The sequence below is a fragment of the Streptomyces sp. NPDC018031 genome (assembly GCF_044327625.1).
In the GTDB taxonomy this organism is placed as follows: Bacteria; Actinomycetota; Actinomycetes; order Streptomycetales; family Streptomycetaceae; genus Streptomyces.
In genome coordinates, this window is the sequence record NZ_JBIRFT010000012.1 from 1 (window position 1) to 14,798 (window position 14,798).

The window sequence follows — 14,798 nt, forward strand, 5'->3', positions numbered from 1 at the left end:
TTCGCCGGCGGCTCCAGCACGGCCGTGCCCATGTGACGGACCTCGCCGATCGCCACCCCGTGGCTCACACCGACGCCCCGCAGCGTTGTCTCCATTGCGTCCTTCTCCGGTTCACGCGGTGCCGTCCCAGCAGCCACCGCAGATGTCAACTCGCCAGGTGGGTTCAGGTCGAGGTCACTGCCAGCCGAACAGCGCGTCGCCGGTCCGCACCTCGCCGTCCTCGCGGACCTCGGCGAGCGCGTCGGCGGTCGCCTCCAGCGCGACGACCGGGCAGACCGGCGACTTGCCGGCGGCCTCGACGTCCGCCGGGTTCCAGCGCACCACGGCCTGGCCGCGGCGGACGGTGTCGCCCTTGGCGACCAGCAGCTCGAAGCCCTCGCCGCCGAGCTGCACGGTGTCGATGCCGAGGTGGGTGAGGACACCGTGGCCCTCGGCGTCGACCACGACGTACGCGTGCGGGTGCAGCGACACGATGACGCCGTCGACGGGTGCCACCGCCTCGGACTCGGCGCGTACCGGGTCGATGGCGGTGCCGGGGCCGACCATCGCCCCGGAGAACACCGGGTCGGGAACGGCGGCGAGTCCGATGGCGCGTCCGGCGAGTGGGGACGTCACGGTGGTCATGAGAAGCCTTTCGGGGGGATGTCACAGGGGGCCGGCCGCCCGGCGTGCCGCCGGTCCGCCGGCCCGGGTGGCCGGCGGGCCCGGCCGGGCCCGCGGGGCGGGGGCGTCAGTTGGTCTCGGTGACCTTGGCCAGGGCGCGGGGTGCGTCCGGGTCCTGGCCGCGGGCGATGGTGACCTCGTAGGCGAGCAGTTGCAGCGGCAGGATCTCCAGGATCGGCTGGAGGTTTTCCGGGACGCCTCCGGTGGGCAGGGCGAACCCCGCGGACGCCTGCTCCACCTGGGCGGCGGGGCCGACGACGACCAGGTCCGCGCCCCGGTCCCGGAGGCGGTCGAGGACCGGCTGCAGCGCCTGTCCGCCCTTGCCCTCGGTGACCACCGCGATGACCGGGGAGACGTTGTCGACCATGGCGAGCGGGCCGTGCAGCAGGTCGGCGCCGGAGTAGGACAGCGCCGGGATGTAGCTGGTCTCCATCAGCTTCAGCGCGGCTTCCTTGGCGGTGGGGTAGCCGTACCCGCGCGAGGTGATGACCATCCGCTCGGCGAAGCGGTAGCGGGCGGCCAGCTGCCGCACCTCGTCGCCGCGGTCCAGGATCCGCTCGGCGAGGTCGGGGATCGCGCGGGCCGCCGCTCCGTCGCCGCCGCGCAGCCCCTCGCCCAGCAGGTAGAGGGCGAGCAGGGAGGCGGTGTAGGTCTTGGTGGCGGGCAGCGCCCGTTCGGGGCCGGCGAGCAGGTCGACGGTGAACTCGGAGACCGCCGCCAGCGGGGAGTCGGGGTTGTTGGTGACCGCGAGGGTGATCGCGCCGGCCTTCCGGGCCGCCTCGGTGGAGGCGACCAGGTCGGGCGAGCCGCCCGACTGGCTCACCGTGACCACCAGCACGTCGCTGAGGTCGGGCCGGGCGCCGTACACGGTGGTGGTGGACATGGAGGTCAGGCCGCACGGCAGGCCGAGCTCGATCTCGAGCAGGTACTTGGTGTACAGCGCGGCGTTGTCGGACGTGCCGCGCGCGGTGAGCAGCACGAAGCGCGGGTTGCGCGCCGCGATGGCCCGCGCCACCTCGCGGATCCGCGGGGCGCCGTCCCGCAGGATCCGTCGCAGCACCGCGGGCTGCTCCGCCATCTCGCCGGACATGACGCGGCCGGGGCGCTCGCTCTGCTCGGGCTGTCCCGAGGACGGGGCGGACATGCGGGGTGCCTCCAGTGGGAGAGGGGGGCGCGCAAGGCGGGGACGGAAGTAACTATTAGCCCATGAACCCACCAGAGGTCTAGTCCACCGGTCCAGACCACCTGCCGGCGCGGTCGCGGCCCGCCGTCCGGGGCCCGGCGAGGCCCCCGACGGCGGCCGGGTTCAGCCCGGCGCGGGGCCGGTCACCGGCAGCTCCAGCACGCCGGCGGCGTCCGGGGCGCTGCTGATCGCGACCGGTTTGACGCCCCGGTTGCCGTAGTGCGCGGTGTCGCTCGCGGCGATGACGAGGGACAGCCGGTGGCCCGCCCCGAACCGGTGCGCGATGCCGGGGAGGGCGACGGTGAACGGCCGGGTGACGTCCGGCACCCGCACCGGGGCGACCAGCCGGTGGATCAGGCTCCGGGTTCCGTCCGGGGCGACGTCGTAGAGCTTGGCGAAGAGGACCAGCCGGTCGGCCGCGTCGCCGGAACCACCGGCCCGCTCGGCCCGCGGGGAGGCCACCTCCAGGCTGAGCTTCGGCATGCCCACGACGTCCAGCGCGCCGGGCAGCGGGTCGGTGGTCCAGCCGAGGTGGGTCCCCGGCGCGTCGTACGGGGCCCGGTCGGGCAGGCCGGCCGTCGCGGCGAACGGCCGCTCGGAGTGGCTGGTGGGCAGGGGCCGGTTGCGGTAGCCGCGGGTGCCGGTCCGCACCTCGTCCCGGCGCTCCACGAGCCGGCCGTCGCCGGAGAGGTGGAGCCGGCGCGCGGTGCCGACCGGGAAGCCGGCCGCGCCGGCGTACCTGGGGCCGGAGCGCACCCAGTCCCGGTAGTAGGCGAACGCGGGGCCGGTGTCCGCCCCCGCCCGGTGCCGCAGATGGTGGTCGAACCAGGCCAGCACCCGGCGCCCGACGTACGAGGTCTCCCAGTTGCCCCGGGCGAGGTCCAGCTCGCCGGGGGCGGGATCGCGGCTGCCGCCGCTGTGGCCCCAGGACTGCCAGATCATCTTCGTCTCGGTGCCCCGGGCGCGCAGCGCCCGGTAGGTGGCGGCGGCCTCGTCGAGCGGGAACAGGGTGTCCGCCTGGCCCTGCACGAGCAGCGTGGGAGCGGTGACCCGGTGCAGGTACGACACCGGGGAGACGCCGCGGGCGTACGCGAGCGCCGGGGCGGCGCGCGCCGCCGGGTAGCGTCCGGAGGCCAGCAGCCGCAGGGTCCGGCAGGCCTCGGCGACGAAGTGCAGGCAGCCGCCCGCCCCGGCCCGGGAGGCGCCCGGACCGGGGCGGACCAGTCCCCGCAGCTCGCCGGCGCGGAAGAAGCCCCGCGCCCACCGGTACTTGTACACCCCCGGGGCGGTGGCGGACCCGCCCGGCGGCGGCTCCGCCGCGTTGGGCGCCAGGGAGTGGGCCAGGTCGTGCCAGGTGACGAACGGCACGAGGGCGTCGACCCGGTGGTCCACGGCCGCCGTGGCCAGTTGCACCGCGCCGCCGTAGGAGGCACCGATCATGCCGACCCGCGGGTCGCCCGGCCGGTCGCGCAGCACGATGTCGGTGGTGGTGCCGTCGTCGGCGGCGACGGTACCGCCGAGGAAGCCGACCAGCCGGGCGGCGGCGCGGCCGTCGATCTCCGGGTCGTCCAGCGAGATCGGGCAGCCGGACCGGCCGAATCCCAGCCCGGACCAGGCCAGCGTCACATAGCCCCGGGAGGCGAGCGCCCTGGCGAAGGCGCCCGTCGTGCGGTCCGTCTTGCTGCCGCCGAAGCCGTTGGTGGTGAGGACGGCGGGCGCGCGGTGGGATGCGTCCACCCCGGCCGGGCGGTGGAGGTCCGCGTCGATCGTGCACCGCCTGCCGCCCACCTCGACGGTGAAGGCCAGGGTGGTCACGGAAACGGAAGGGGACGCGGCCGCCCGGCCGGGCGGCGCCAGGGGTGCGGCGAGCAGCGCCGCCAGGGCGAGGGCGAGGGGCGTGCGGAGCCGGCTCACGTGCGCACCTCCTGCGACGGCGGTCCGGTACCCGCCGGTCGGTCCGGGCAGGGGCATCGTCCGGCCACCGTGGGGGCCCGTCAACATCCGCCGCACTGCCGGTCGGCGGCGTGAGTGTGCAAGGGGTGGCGTACGCTCCCGGGCGTGCGCCCTCGTGCCGGAGCGCGCGCCGTGTGCGCGCTGCGAGCCGGGCCGCCTCGGGCCCGCGGGGGACCCGCGCCGGCGGCGGTCGCGACGGTCGCGCGGATTTCCGTTATCCGCGTGCGCCCACGCGGTCTCCCAGGTGTAACGCCACAACGGGCCGACGAGGAAAGTGAGTGGGACAGGCCGTGATCGGTGAACACGACCCCTTGGTGAGCGCGGCGCAGGCCGGGGACGAGCGAGCGCAGGACGAGCTGGTGGCCGCGTATCTGCCGCTGCTGTACAACATCGTCGGCCGGGCGCTGCACGGGCACCCGGACGTCGACGACGTGGTGCAGGAGACCATGCTGCGGGCCCTGGCCGGCCTGGGATCGCTGCGGGACCCGGCGAGCTTCCGCTCCTGGCTGGTGGCCATCGCGATGAACGAGATCCGGCGGCACTGGCAGCAGCAGCCGGCCGGGCAGGAGCCGCGTCCGCTCCAGGAGGCGCACGACGTCGCCGACCCGGGAGCCGACTTCGTCGACCTGACGATCATCCGGCTGGGTCTGGTGGGCCAGCGGCGGGAGGTCGCCGAGGCGACCCGCTGGCTGGACGGCGACGACCGGGCGCTGCTGTCGCTGTGGTGGCTGGAGGTGTCGGGGCAGCTGACCCGCGCCGACGTCGCCGCCGCCATGGAGCTGTCGCCGCAGCACACCGCGGTCCGGGTGCAGCGGATGAAGGCCCAGCTGGAAACGGCCCGGGTGGTGGTCCGCGCGCTGGCCGCCGCCCCCCGCTGCGTGCTGCTGGCCGAGGCCGTCCAGCCCTGGGACGGCGCCCCGTCCGCGCTGTGGCGCAAGCGCCTGGCCCGGCACGTCCGGGACTGCACGGTGTGCTCGGGGCACGGCACGGGTCTGGTGCTGGCCGAGCGGCTGCTGGTCGGCCTGGCCCTGGTGCCGCTGTCCGCGGCACTGGCGGTCCCCGGGGCGATACGGGCGACGCCGGCGGCGGCCTCGTACGACATATCCACCGGTCCGTCCGGCGGATCGGCCGGCGCCCCCTCCGGCGCACCGGGCGGCGGGGCGCGGGCCGCCGCGGGCCGGCACCGCCAGCCGCGGAGCCGCCGCACGGTGACCGTCTCGGTGGCCGCGGGGATCGCCGTGCTGGTCGCGGCGGGCGTCATCCACTCCGCCTCGCGGTCCTCGGACGACGGCCGGGACGAGGCGCGCGCGGACCCGGCGGCGGAGACCACCGCCGCGGCGGCCCCGGCCACCACCCGCCCGTCGCCCAAGGCGACGGCCACCGCGAAGCCGAGCGCCTCGCCGTCCGCCTCCCGCTCCCACCGGCCGTCCCGCAAGCCGTCCCCGCGGCCCACCCCCTCCCGGACGCCCGCCACCACCCCGGCGCCCACCACGCCCGCCCCCACCACCGCGGCGCCCCAGGGCGGCGGCACCCACAGCGGTGAGGTCACCCGGCTCGTCAACGCCGAGCGGGCCAGGAACGGCTGCGGCCCGATGACCCTCAACAGCCGGCTGGACACGGCCGCCCAGCGCCACTCCGACGACATGGCGGACCGGGGCTTCTTCGACCACACCAACCCGGACGGCGCGGGTCCCGGCGAGCGGATCACCGCGGCCGGCTACCGGTGGAGCACCTATGGGGAGAACATCGCCGCGGGCCAGCGGACCCCCGAGGACGTGATACGCTCCTGGATGAACAGCCCCGGTCACCGCGCGAACATCCTCAACTGCTCGTTCAAGGAGATCGGCATCGGCTACCGGGAGGGCGCGGGCGGCCCCTGGTGGACCCAGAACTTCGGCGCCCGGTGAGGCCGCCGCGCCCGCCGGTCAGTCCAGGTCGCGCGGCTCCAGCGGCGTGTTGGCCGGGCCTTGCAGCACCCTGCCGTCGATGCCGAAGCGGGAGCCGTGGCAGGGGCACTCCCAGGTGGTCTCGGCCTCGTTGAAGGCGACCAGGCATCCCAGGTGGGTGCAGCGCGCGGTCAGCGCGTGGACCGTGCCGTCCTGGGCGCGGTACACCGCGCGGTGACCGGCCCCGACCCGCACCACCGCGCCCGTGCCGGGGGCGATGTCCGCCACGGTCCCGGCGCCGGGGGCGGTCACCCGGTCGCCGACGAAGTGCTGCGCCACCTTCGCCTGGTGCTGCCAGAACGGTGGGAGTTCACGCAGTGCGGACCGCAGCCGCCGCGGGTCGTACAGCGCGGCCCACGGCGGGAGCTCCTGTCCGGTGATCCGCGCGGTCAGCAGCCGGGCGGCCATCACGCCGCCGGTCATCCCCCAGCCGCCGAACCCGGTCGCCACATGGGTGTTGCGCGCCCCCGGGTGCAGCGGGCCGACCATCGGCACGGTGTCGGTCGGGTCGGCGTCCTGCGCGGCCCAGCGGTGGCTGATCCGGGTGCCGGGGAAGTGCTCCAGAGTCCACCGTTCGAGCCGCCGGTACCCCTCGGGCGCGTGCCCGGAGCCGGGGGTGAAGCTCTCCCCGGTGACGATGAGCAGGCGCCCGCCGCCGGGCCGGGGGGCGGTGCGGACCGATCGCTTCCCGTCCTCGGAGGTGATGAACATGCCTCCCGGGTCGGCCGATTCCGGGATGGGGGCGGCGACGACGAGTTCCCGGTGCACGGAGAGCCGGGTGAACAGCAGGGCGCGGTCGAAGACCGGGTAGTGGGTGGCGACCACGACGTGGCCGGCCGTCACCGCGTGGCCGTCGGCGGTGGTGAGCCGGCACGGGTCGCCCTCCTTGAGGCCGGTGACCCGGGTGCCCTCGTGGATCCGGCCGCCGCGCGCCGTCAGGTCCTCGGCGAGGGCGATCAGGTAGCGGCGGGGGTGGAACTGCGCCTGGTCCTCGACCCGGACCGCGCCCGTGACCGGGAACGGCAGACCGGTCTCGGTGACGAAGGAGGCGTCCAGCCCGGCTTCGCGGGCCGCCTCGGCCTCGGCCCGCAGCTCCGCCACCCCCTCGCCGCGGGTCGTGTAGGTGTAGGCCGGGCGGCGTTCGAGGTCGCAGTCGATGCCGAGTTCGGCGGTCACCGCCACCACCCGTTCCACCGCCGCCTGCTGGGAGCTCGCGTAGAGCCGGGCGCCCTCCGGGCCCCGGGTGCGGCGCAGGCCGTCGTAGACGCGGTTGTGGAGGGCGGTGACCTTCGCGGTGGTGTGTCCGGTCGAGCCGCCGGCGATGCGGTCGGCCTCCAGCAGCACGACGCGGCGGCCGGCCCGGGTGAGTTCCCAGGCGGTGGCGAGGCCCGCCACCCCCGCCCCGACGACGGCGACGTCGGCCTCGGTGTCGCCGGTCAGCGGCGGGTGGGGGGCGGCGGGCGCGGATTCCATCCAGTACGACATGTGCCGTCCTTCCATTGCCGGTGCGGCTCTCCCCGCGGTGTGGCGGGCTGTCAGACGGTGGTGTGGAAGCGGTCCCAGACCCGGTGCCGGCGCAGCAGCGGGGTGAGCGCGTCCAGCATCCCGCCGCCGCTGTCCCCGTCGACCACGCCGGGGGCGCCGGCGGGCACGCCGGCCGCCGCCAGCACCCGTGTGGCGCCGTTCCAGCCGCCGACGGCCTTGCCGTGCCGGAACGCCTCCGAGACCAGCAGCAGGACCCGCGGGTCGACTCCGGCCGCCGGGGCCGCGGCGCCGGCCGCGGGCGTGGTGTCGCCGGTGGTGGCGTCGGAGACCCTGGCGTCCCGGGCGCCGAGCGCGTCCTTGCCGGGGGCCGGTGCTCCGGCCAGCACGACGGCGTCGAACTCGGTGGACCGGGCCGCGGCGAAGGTGCGTTGGACGGTGACGGGGTCGCCGTCCGCGTCGAGCACCCCGCCTGCCGGCGCGATCACCAGCGGGACCATGCCGGCGCCGAGCACCGCCTCGCGCAGCGACCGCACGCCCGCCAGGTCGGCGCTCTCGTCGGCGACGATGCCGATGATCCGCCCGTCCACCGGCCACTCCCGGCCGACCTGGGACAGCGCGGGGCTGGGGTCGACCGCGGCGAGGGGCTCCTCGGGCTTGGGGGCGGGCAGGCCGAGGCCGGCCGCGACCTGTTCGCACAGCTCGGAGTCGATCCGGGCCAGCACCTTCAGCGCGCGTTCCCGGATCGCCTGCTCGTAGCACTTGCTCAGTTCGAAGGTGTACGCCGCGATGATGTGTTCGCGTTCCACCGGCGTCATGCTGAGCCAGAACCGCCGCGGCTGGCTGAAGTGGTCGGCGAAGGAGTCGGGCGCCTGCCGGACCTTCCGGGCCGCCGGGACGGGCGCCGGGACCTCGATGTACGCGCCGGTGTCGGCGCCCGCGAGGAACGGGCAGCCGCCGTCGAGGGAGTTGGGCCGGTAGGGCGCCACACCGCGGTGCACCGCCGTCTGGTGCATGCCGTCCCGGAGGGTGTCGTTGACCGGGGCGTGGGTGCGGTTGACCGGGATCTGTGCGAAGTTCGGCCCGCCCAGCCGGCTGATCTGGGTGTCCAGGTACGAGAACAGCCGCCCGGCCAGCAGCGGGTCGTCGGTGATGTCGATGCCGGGCACGAGGTGTCCGGGGTGGAAGGCCACCTGCTCGGTCTCGGCGAAGAAGTTCGACGGGTTGGCGTCGAGGGTGAGCAGCCCGATCGGCCGTACCGGGGCGAGTTCCTCGGGGACGATGTTGGTGGGGTCCAGCAGGTCGATGCCCTCGAACGTCTGCTCCGGCGTGTCGGGGAAGGTCTGGATGCCCAGTTCCCACTGGGGGTAGGCGCCGGCCTCGATCGCGTCGGCGAGGTCCCGGCGGTGGAAGTCCGGGTCCACACCGCCCACGATCTGCGCCTCCTCCCACACCATGGAGTGCACCCCGAGCTTCGGCTTCCAGTGGAACTTCACCAGCGTGGTCTCGCCGTCGGCGTTGACCAGCCGGAAGGTGTGGACGCCGAAGCCCTCCATCATCCGGAACGACCGCGGGATACCGCGGTCGGACATGTTCCACAGGGTGTGGTGGGTGGCCTCGGTGTGCAGGGTGACGAAGTCCCAGAAGGAGTCGTGCGCGCTCTGCGCCTGCGGGATCTCCCGGTCCGGATGCGGCTTGCCGGCGTGGATGATGTCCGGGAACTTGATCGCGTCCTGGATGAAGAAGACCGGGATGTTGTTGCCGACCAGGTCGAAGGTGCCCTCGGTGGTGTAGAACTTGGTCGCGAAGCCCCGGGTGTCGCGCACCGTGTCCGCGGAGCCGCGCGACCCCAGGACGGTGGAGAACCGCACGAAGACCGGGGTCCGCACGTCCTTGCCGAGGAACGCCGCCTTGGTGACCTTCACGGCCGTGCCGTACCCCTGGAACACGCCGTGCGCGGCGGCGCCCCGGGCGTGCACCACCCGCTCCGGGATGCGCTCGTGGTCGAAATGGGTGATCTTCTCGCGCAGATGGTGGTCCTGCAGCAGCACCGGTCCGCGGGGGCCGGCCTTCAGGGAGTGGTCGGTGTCGTACAGCCGGGCGCCCTGCGCCGTGGTCAGGTAGGGACCGGCCTGGGCCACCTTCGCCTGGTCCACGCCGGTGGCCTGCCCGGTGGGGCTGACCGTGTCCGGCCCGTGCTGGTCGGGCTTGGGGGGCAGGGGCTCGCGGGGCTCGGTGGGCTCGTCCACCGCCGGCGCCTCGGGGGCCGGGCGGCCGGGGATGTCGCCGGGCTCGTGGTCGGGGCGGGCCTTGTCCATCGTTCCTCCGTACGGCCTGGGGTTCGGCAACGCCACAGCCTTGACCTGCCGCGCTCCACGCGAAACGGGAACACCGGCGGGGTCCGCCCATCGGACTACCCGTCCGGGCGAACGGCGGGTGGTGGCGCCGTGCATCACCTCCCGCCCCTACCCCCGGGCTCGATGTCCACTCTGTACCTTTTCGGAGACCGCGCACGGCGAGCGCCCGGAGCACCGTTTTTTTCGGTCGGCGGCCCGGCGGCGGACGGCCGGTCCGCGCCGCGGCCGGTCCGCGGCTCTCCGGCGGACCTGCCGCCGGCCGGTTTGACCGGCGGCCCGTCGAGGTACCCGGAGGTGTGTTTCTTCTCAGGCCCCCCGCCGTGTACCGGCCGCAGGGCGACTCCGAGCTGCTGGGCCGGGCGCTGCGCGAGGCCGGGCCCGCACCGGGCGCGCAGGTACTGGACGTGTGCACCGGCACCGGCGTGATCGCCATCGCGGCGGCCCGGCTGGGCGCCGCCCGGGTGCACGCGGTGGACATCTCCGCGCCGGCGGTGTTCGCCGCGCACTGCAACGCGCGGCTGCGCCGGCTCCCGGTGACCGCGGAGCGCGGCGACTTCCTGCTGCGCACCGACGGCCGCCGCTACGACGTGGTGACCGCCAACCCTCCGTATGTGCCGACCCCCCTGGACGACCCCCGCAGCCGCCGGTCGGCCGCCTGGAACGCCGGCGAGGACGGGCGGGTGTGCGTGGACCGGCTCTGCGCGGCCGCCCCCCGGCTGCTCAGGACGGGCGGCATGCTGCTGCTGGTGCACTCCTCGCTGTGCGGGCCGGAGACCACGCTGCGGCGCTTGCGGGACGTGGGGCTGCGGCCGGCCGTCGTGGCGCGCCGGGTGCAGCCGTTCGGGCCGGTGCTGCGGGACCGCGCCGCCTGGCTGGAGGACCGGGGCCTGATCGCCCGGGGCCAACGGAGCGAGGAACTGGTGGTCGTCCGTGCCGACAAACCAGCCCGGGGCCGCTGAGCCCACGCCCGCACCCGGGCCCGGCCGCGCCGGCGGCGGGCCCGCACCGGGCGCGCGCCCGGTGCCGGACCGTGCGGGCGCCCCGGACATGGAGTCCGCAGCGGGTACGCCGGAGGAGGGTACGCCGGACGGCGCGACGGCCTCCGGTGACCGCCGGGCCCGTCGGGTCGTCGTCGACCCGGGCGGGCCGGTGCTGGTCGAGGGCCCGGTGGAGGTGGCGCTGCCGGACGGCCGGGTGGTCCGCTCCGACCGCTTCATGGTGGCCGTCTGCACCTGCCGGCGCAGCGGTACCTACCCGTGGTGCGACACCAGCCACCGGCGGCGCCGCCGGTGACGGGCGGTGCGGTGACCGGCGGTCCGGGTGTCGGTTGTGACCGGCGGTCCGGGGGTGGCTTTCTGGTCCGGGGGTCGGTCCGCCGGGGAAGGTGGGGGAAGGAGAGACGCCGGTGGGGTGGGGCAGGAGGAGCGTCCTCAGGGGCGGCCGGGGGGCGGCAGCGGATGGCGCAGTGACGGCGCGCCGCGGTCCCAGCACGCCCGGAGGTGACCGGCCAGCCGGTCCTCCACCAGTTCGGTGGCCTGGATCCCCAGGACGACATCGGGGGCGAGCGCCGGCTCCCGGCGCAGCAGGTCCGCGATCACCTCGTGCCGCATCAGCTGTTCGTGGACCGCGTCGGCCTCGATGTGCTCGGTGTAGAAGCGGACGCACGCCTCGGGCGCCCCGAGCCGGCGCAGCCCCTGGGCCATCCGGCGGGCGCTCGGGCCGGTGGTGATCTCCGCCGCGGCGAAGTGGCCCACCAGCGCCCCGCGCAGGGCCCGGTGCAGGCCGAACAGCGACATCATGTTGACGACGGCGATCGGTGGCGCCGGCACCGCGTCGAGGTAGTGCAGGTATCCGGGGTCCAGGCCGGCGCCGGCCAGCAGGTCCCGGAAGAGCCGGGAGTGCATGCGGTCGGCCCGGCCGCCGCCGAACTCGTCGAACTCCACGGCGACCAGCGCCGCCTTGGCGCGGCCCTGCAGCCGGGGCACCGCCCAGGCGTGCGGGTCGGCCTCCTTGAGGTGGTAGAGCGAGCGGTGCACCAGGTACTCGCGCATCTGCTCCCAACCGCCCTCGTCCCGCAGGTAGTGGGAGATGCCGGTGCCGTGGACCGGTTCGACGAGCAGGGCGTCCAGCGCCGCGCCGACGTCGGCGCCACCGGCCGTGGCGGCCCGCAGACCGTCCAGGAAGCGCCGCTCCGCGGCGGCGCGCAGCCGCAGCAGCCCGGGATCCCACTCCCAGCCGTCGTCGGCCTCCGGGAAGCCGCGGTAGTGCAGTTCGTAGCAGAGGTGGAGGGCCAGCTGGAGGTCCTCGCCGAACGGGTCGTCGCCGTCCGGGCGCACACCGCGCGGCGGGGCCGTCCCGGGCGGGGACCGCAGAAGGCGGAGGACGGTCGCGGAGAGCGTGCCGCGCGGCTCGGGCAGCCGGGGCGCCCGGGGGCGGGCCGGGCGGCTGGGCGCGGTCGCGGTCACCGGGCTCCTCCCGGGTCGAGCGGGCCGAGTACCGCGGTCGGTGAGGGCTCCGGGCCGCGGGCCACCGCCGGCCCGGTCACCGTTCCGGGCGCCGGGGCCGGGAGCGGGGCCAGCACCTCCCGGGAGAGGTGGCGTACCACCGCGGCCGGACCCTGGGAGGCGGAGCGGCGCTGCCGTTCGGCGCCGTCGCCGTGCGCCGCCAGCCAGGTGATCAGGGAGCGCACGAAGGGCAGGTCGCCGTCGGCCGCGAGGGCCGGGGCGGTGTGCGCCAGCAGGGCGGACACCAGCTCGACGGCGGGCACGGACCGCTCCTGGAACGGGTGCACCCCGGGCCCGTGCAGGCCGTGCCGGGCGGCCGACCAGACGGCGGCGGCGGCGACCTGGTTGCGCACCGCGGGGGCGGGAAGTCCCCGGTCCACGGCGGCCAGCGCGGTGCTCACCAGGGCGCGGGACAGGGCGGCTTGCAGCAGCGCCTCGCCGCAGCTCGCCGCCGCGTCGGCGACCCGGAACTCCACGGTGGGGAACCGGGCCGACGGCCGGGCCAGCCAGAAGCTCATCCGCTCGTCGACCAGGACCCCGCAGTCGACCAGCCGGGCCACCTCCCGGTCGTAGGCCGCGGCCGAGGGGAACGGGGGCGGCACTCCGGAGCCGGGGAAGCGCGACTGCTGCACCATGCGCCAGCTGGCGTAGCCGGAGTCGGTGCCGTGGTGGTGGGGCGAGTTGCCGGACAGCGCGAGGAGGGTGGGGAGCCAGGGCCGCAGGTGGCCGATCACCGCCACCGCCGTCTCCCGGTCGCGGACGCCCACGTGCACGTGGCAGCCGCCGGACTCGTAGTCGGGGACCACCCCGGCGTACAGGTCGGCGATACGGCGGAACCGGGCGCCCGGCGAGAGCCGTGCCCGGCCGTCGCCCGCCGGCGGGGTGCCGCAGGACACCAGGACGGCTCCGCGGCGGCGGGCGGCGGCGGCCAGTCCGGCGCGGGCGCGGCGGAGCCGCCCGGCCAGCTCGGCCAGGTTCCCGCACACCGCGGACGCGGCCTCCACCTGGCAGGCCAGCAGTTCCGCCTTGACGTCGGCGCCCCCGCAGACGGTGGGCGGGGCGCCGGTCCGCAGGTCGCGCAGGACGTCGTCCGCCACCGGGAGCGGCTGTCCGCCGACCGCGTCCACCAGGAAGAACTCCTCCTCCACGCCCATGGTGAGACCGGGTCGCACCGCTTCGGCCGCCGTCATCGCACCCTCCCTCGCGGCGGCCCGCACGCCGGGCCCGCCAGGAGACTGCGGGTTCCCCGCGCCCGCCCGGCCAATCCTGGGCCCGGCGGGACCGGTCCCGCCGGGCCCAGGATTGGCCGGGCGGACATCCGGGCCCCGCCACGGTCGGTGGTCCCGGCTCACTTCGTCCGACATGGTCACGTTTGGCCCGGCCGCGCCCGGAGAACCCGTTGCGGTACGGAACATTCTCCGGCGGCCCGGGAGGCGTGATGAAAGCTGTGACCTGGCACGGCAAGCGGGACATCCGTGTGGACACGGTGCCGGACCCGCAGATCAGCGAACCCACCGATGCCATCGTGCGGGTCACCTCCAGCGGTATCTGCGGTTCCGACCTGCACCTGTACGAAGTGCTCGGTCCGTTCCTGGAGGAGGGCGACATCCTGGGCCACGAGCCGATGGGAGTGGTGGAGGAAGTCGGCTCCCAGGTCACCTCGTTGCGGCCGGGCGACCGGGTGGTGATCCCCTTCAACGTCTCCTGCGGCACCTGTCACATGTGCAGGACGGGGCTGCACTCGCAGTGCGAGACCACCCAGGTGCACCGGCACGGCACCGGCGCCGCGCTGTTCGGCTACACCAGGCTCTACGGGCAGGTGCCGGGAGGTCAGGCGGAGTACATGCGGGTCCCGTTCGCGGACACCCTGCCGGTGAAGGTGCCCCAGGGGCCGCCCGACGCGCGCTTCGTCTACCTGTCGGACGTCCTGCCCACCGCCTGGCAGGCGGTGGAGTACGCCGCCGTACCCCCGGAGGGCAGCGTCTGTGTCCTGGGCCTGGGGCCGATCGGCGACATGGCCTGCCGGGTCGCGAAGTTCCGCGGTGCGGGCCAGGTCATCGGGGTGGACCTGGTGCCGGAACGGTTGGAGCGGGCCCGCGCCTACGGAGCCACGGTGCTGGACCTGCGGGAACACGGGGACCGGCTCGCCGAGGTGATCCGCGGCATGACCGGCGGCCGGGGCCCGGACTCGGTGATCGACGCGGTCGGCATGGAGGCCCACGGGGCACCGGCCGCCCGGTTCGCGCACAATCTGGTCGGGATGCTGCCCGCCGGGCTCGCCGAGAAACTGATGGAACGCGCCGGGGTGGACCGCCTGGCCGCGCTGCGCATGGCCATCGACGTGGTGCGGCGCGGCGGGACCATCTCCGTCACCGGAGTGTACGGCGGGATGACCGATCCGCTGCCGATGCTCACCCTGTTCGACAAGCAGATCCAGCTGCGCATGGGGCAAGCCAACGTCAGGCGCTGGATCGACGACCTCATGCCCCTGGTGTCGGACGGGGACCCGCTGGGCACCGAGGGGTTCGCCACCCACGAGGTCGCGCTGGACGACGCGCCCTGGGCCTACCGGACCTTCCAGGCCAAGGACGAGGGCATGGTGAAGACCCTGCTCAAGCCGTGACGTCGGCGGGCCGCGCCGCGGCCCGGCCCCCCGCCCGGCCGGGCGAGTGCCCGGCGCTCCGATCCACGCTCCCAGGAGGCGCACCCG

At 75.6% G+C, this 14,798-nt stretch carries 11 protein-coding genes; 4 read left to right on the forward strand and 7 right to left on the reverse strand.

The annotated features are described in order from the left end of the window. Window positions 1-174: 174 nt before the first annotated feature. The 3 genes from ACH4B3_RS23835 to ACH4B3_RS23845 form a co-directional block, all read right to left on the reverse strand. A complete protein-coding gene (locus ACH4B3_RS23835; RefSeq protein ID WP_398465800.1) occupies window positions 175-624 on the reverse strand; it encodes a PTS glucose transporter subunit IIA in 450 nt (149 codons plus the stop codon). Window positions 625-730: 106 nt separating this feature from the next. Further along, window positions 731-1,807 (reverse strand): SIS domain-containing protein, encoded by a 1,077-nt coding sequence (locus tag ACH4B3_RS23840; protein WP_398465802.1) that lies wholly within the window; start codon window positions 1,805-1,807, stop codon window positions 731-733. 162 nt (window positions 1,808-1,969) lie between these two features. Continuing rightward, complete coding sequence (locus ACH4B3_RS23845) at window positions 1,970-3,817, reverse strand: alpha/beta fold hydrolase (protein ID WP_398465804.1); 1,848 nt, start codon at window positions 3,815-3,817, stop codon at window positions 1,970-1,972. Window positions 3,818-4,077: 260 nt separating this feature from the next. Here ACH4B3_RS23845 and ACH4B3_RS23850 point away from each other — a divergent pair, with 260 nt between their 5' ends. Continuing rightward, a complete protein-coding gene (locus tag ACH4B3_RS23850; RefSeq protein WP_398465806.1) occupies window positions 4,078-5,706 on the forward strand; it encodes a sigma-70 family RNA polymerase sigma factor in 1,629 nt (542 codons plus the stop codon). A gap of 18 nt (window positions 5,707-5,724) precedes the next feature. Here ACH4B3_RS23850 and ACH4B3_RS23855 read toward each other — a convergent pair whose 3' ends face one another. Together ACH4B3_RS23855 and ACH4B3_RS23860 are read right to left on the reverse strand one after the other, a co-directional pair. After that, a complete protein-coding gene (locus ACH4B3_RS23855; RefSeq protein ID WP_398465808.1) occupies window positions 5,725-7,230 on the reverse strand; it encodes an FAD-dependent oxidoreductase in 1,506 nt (501 codons plus the stop codon). 50 nt (window positions 7,231-7,280) lie between these two features. Beyond that, window positions 7,281-9,545, reverse strand: coding sequence for a catalase (locus ACH4B3_RS23860; RefSeq protein WP_398465810.1), 2,265 nt, complete (start codon window positions 9,543-9,545; stop codon window positions 7,281-7,283). Between the two features lie 359 nt (window positions 9,546-9,904). Between ACH4B3_RS23860 and ACH4B3_RS23865 the strand changes: the two genes are divergently transcribed. Further along, window positions 9,905-10,543, forward strand: coding sequence for a HemK2/MTQ2 family protein methyltransferase (locus ACH4B3_RS23865; protein ID WP_398465812.1), 639 nt, complete (start codon window positions 9,905-9,907; stop codon window positions 10,541-10,543). Window positions 10,544-10,631: 88 nt separating this feature from the next. Continuing rightward, window positions 10,632-10,877: a CDGSH iron-sulfur domain-containing protein gene (locus ACH4B3_RS23870; protein WP_398465814.1), complete on the forward strand. Its 246-nt coding sequence runs from the start codon at window positions 10,632-10,634 to the stop codon at window positions 10,875-10,877. A 137-nt stretch (window positions 10,878-11,014) separates the two neighbouring features. Here the strand turns inward: ACH4B3_RS23870 and ACH4B3_RS23875 are convergent, their stop codons facing one another. Further along, complete coding sequence (locus tag ACH4B3_RS23875; RefSeq protein WP_398465815.1) at window positions 11,015-12,049, reverse strand: iron-containing redox enzyme family protein; 1,035 nt, start codon at window positions 12,047-12,049, stop codon at window positions 11,015-11,017. After that, window positions 12,046-13,278: a glutamate--cysteine ligase gene (locus ACH4B3_RS23880; protein WP_398465817.1), complete on the reverse strand. Its 1,233-nt coding sequence runs from the start codon at window positions 13,276-13,278 to the stop codon at window positions 12,046-12,048. The genes ACH4B3_RS23875 and ACH4B3_RS23880 overlap by 4 nt, the downstream gene beginning before the upstream one ends. Window positions 13,279-13,526: 248 nt before the next feature. Between ACH4B3_RS23880 and ACH4B3_RS23885 the strand changes: the two genes are divergently transcribed. Then, entirely contained in the window at window positions 13,527-14,711 is a 1,185-nt protein-coding gene (locus ACH4B3_RS23885) for a zinc-dependent alcohol dehydrogenase (RefSeq protein ID WP_398465819.1), read from the forward strand. The last annotated feature ends 87 nt before the right edge of the window (window positions 14,712-14,798 follow it).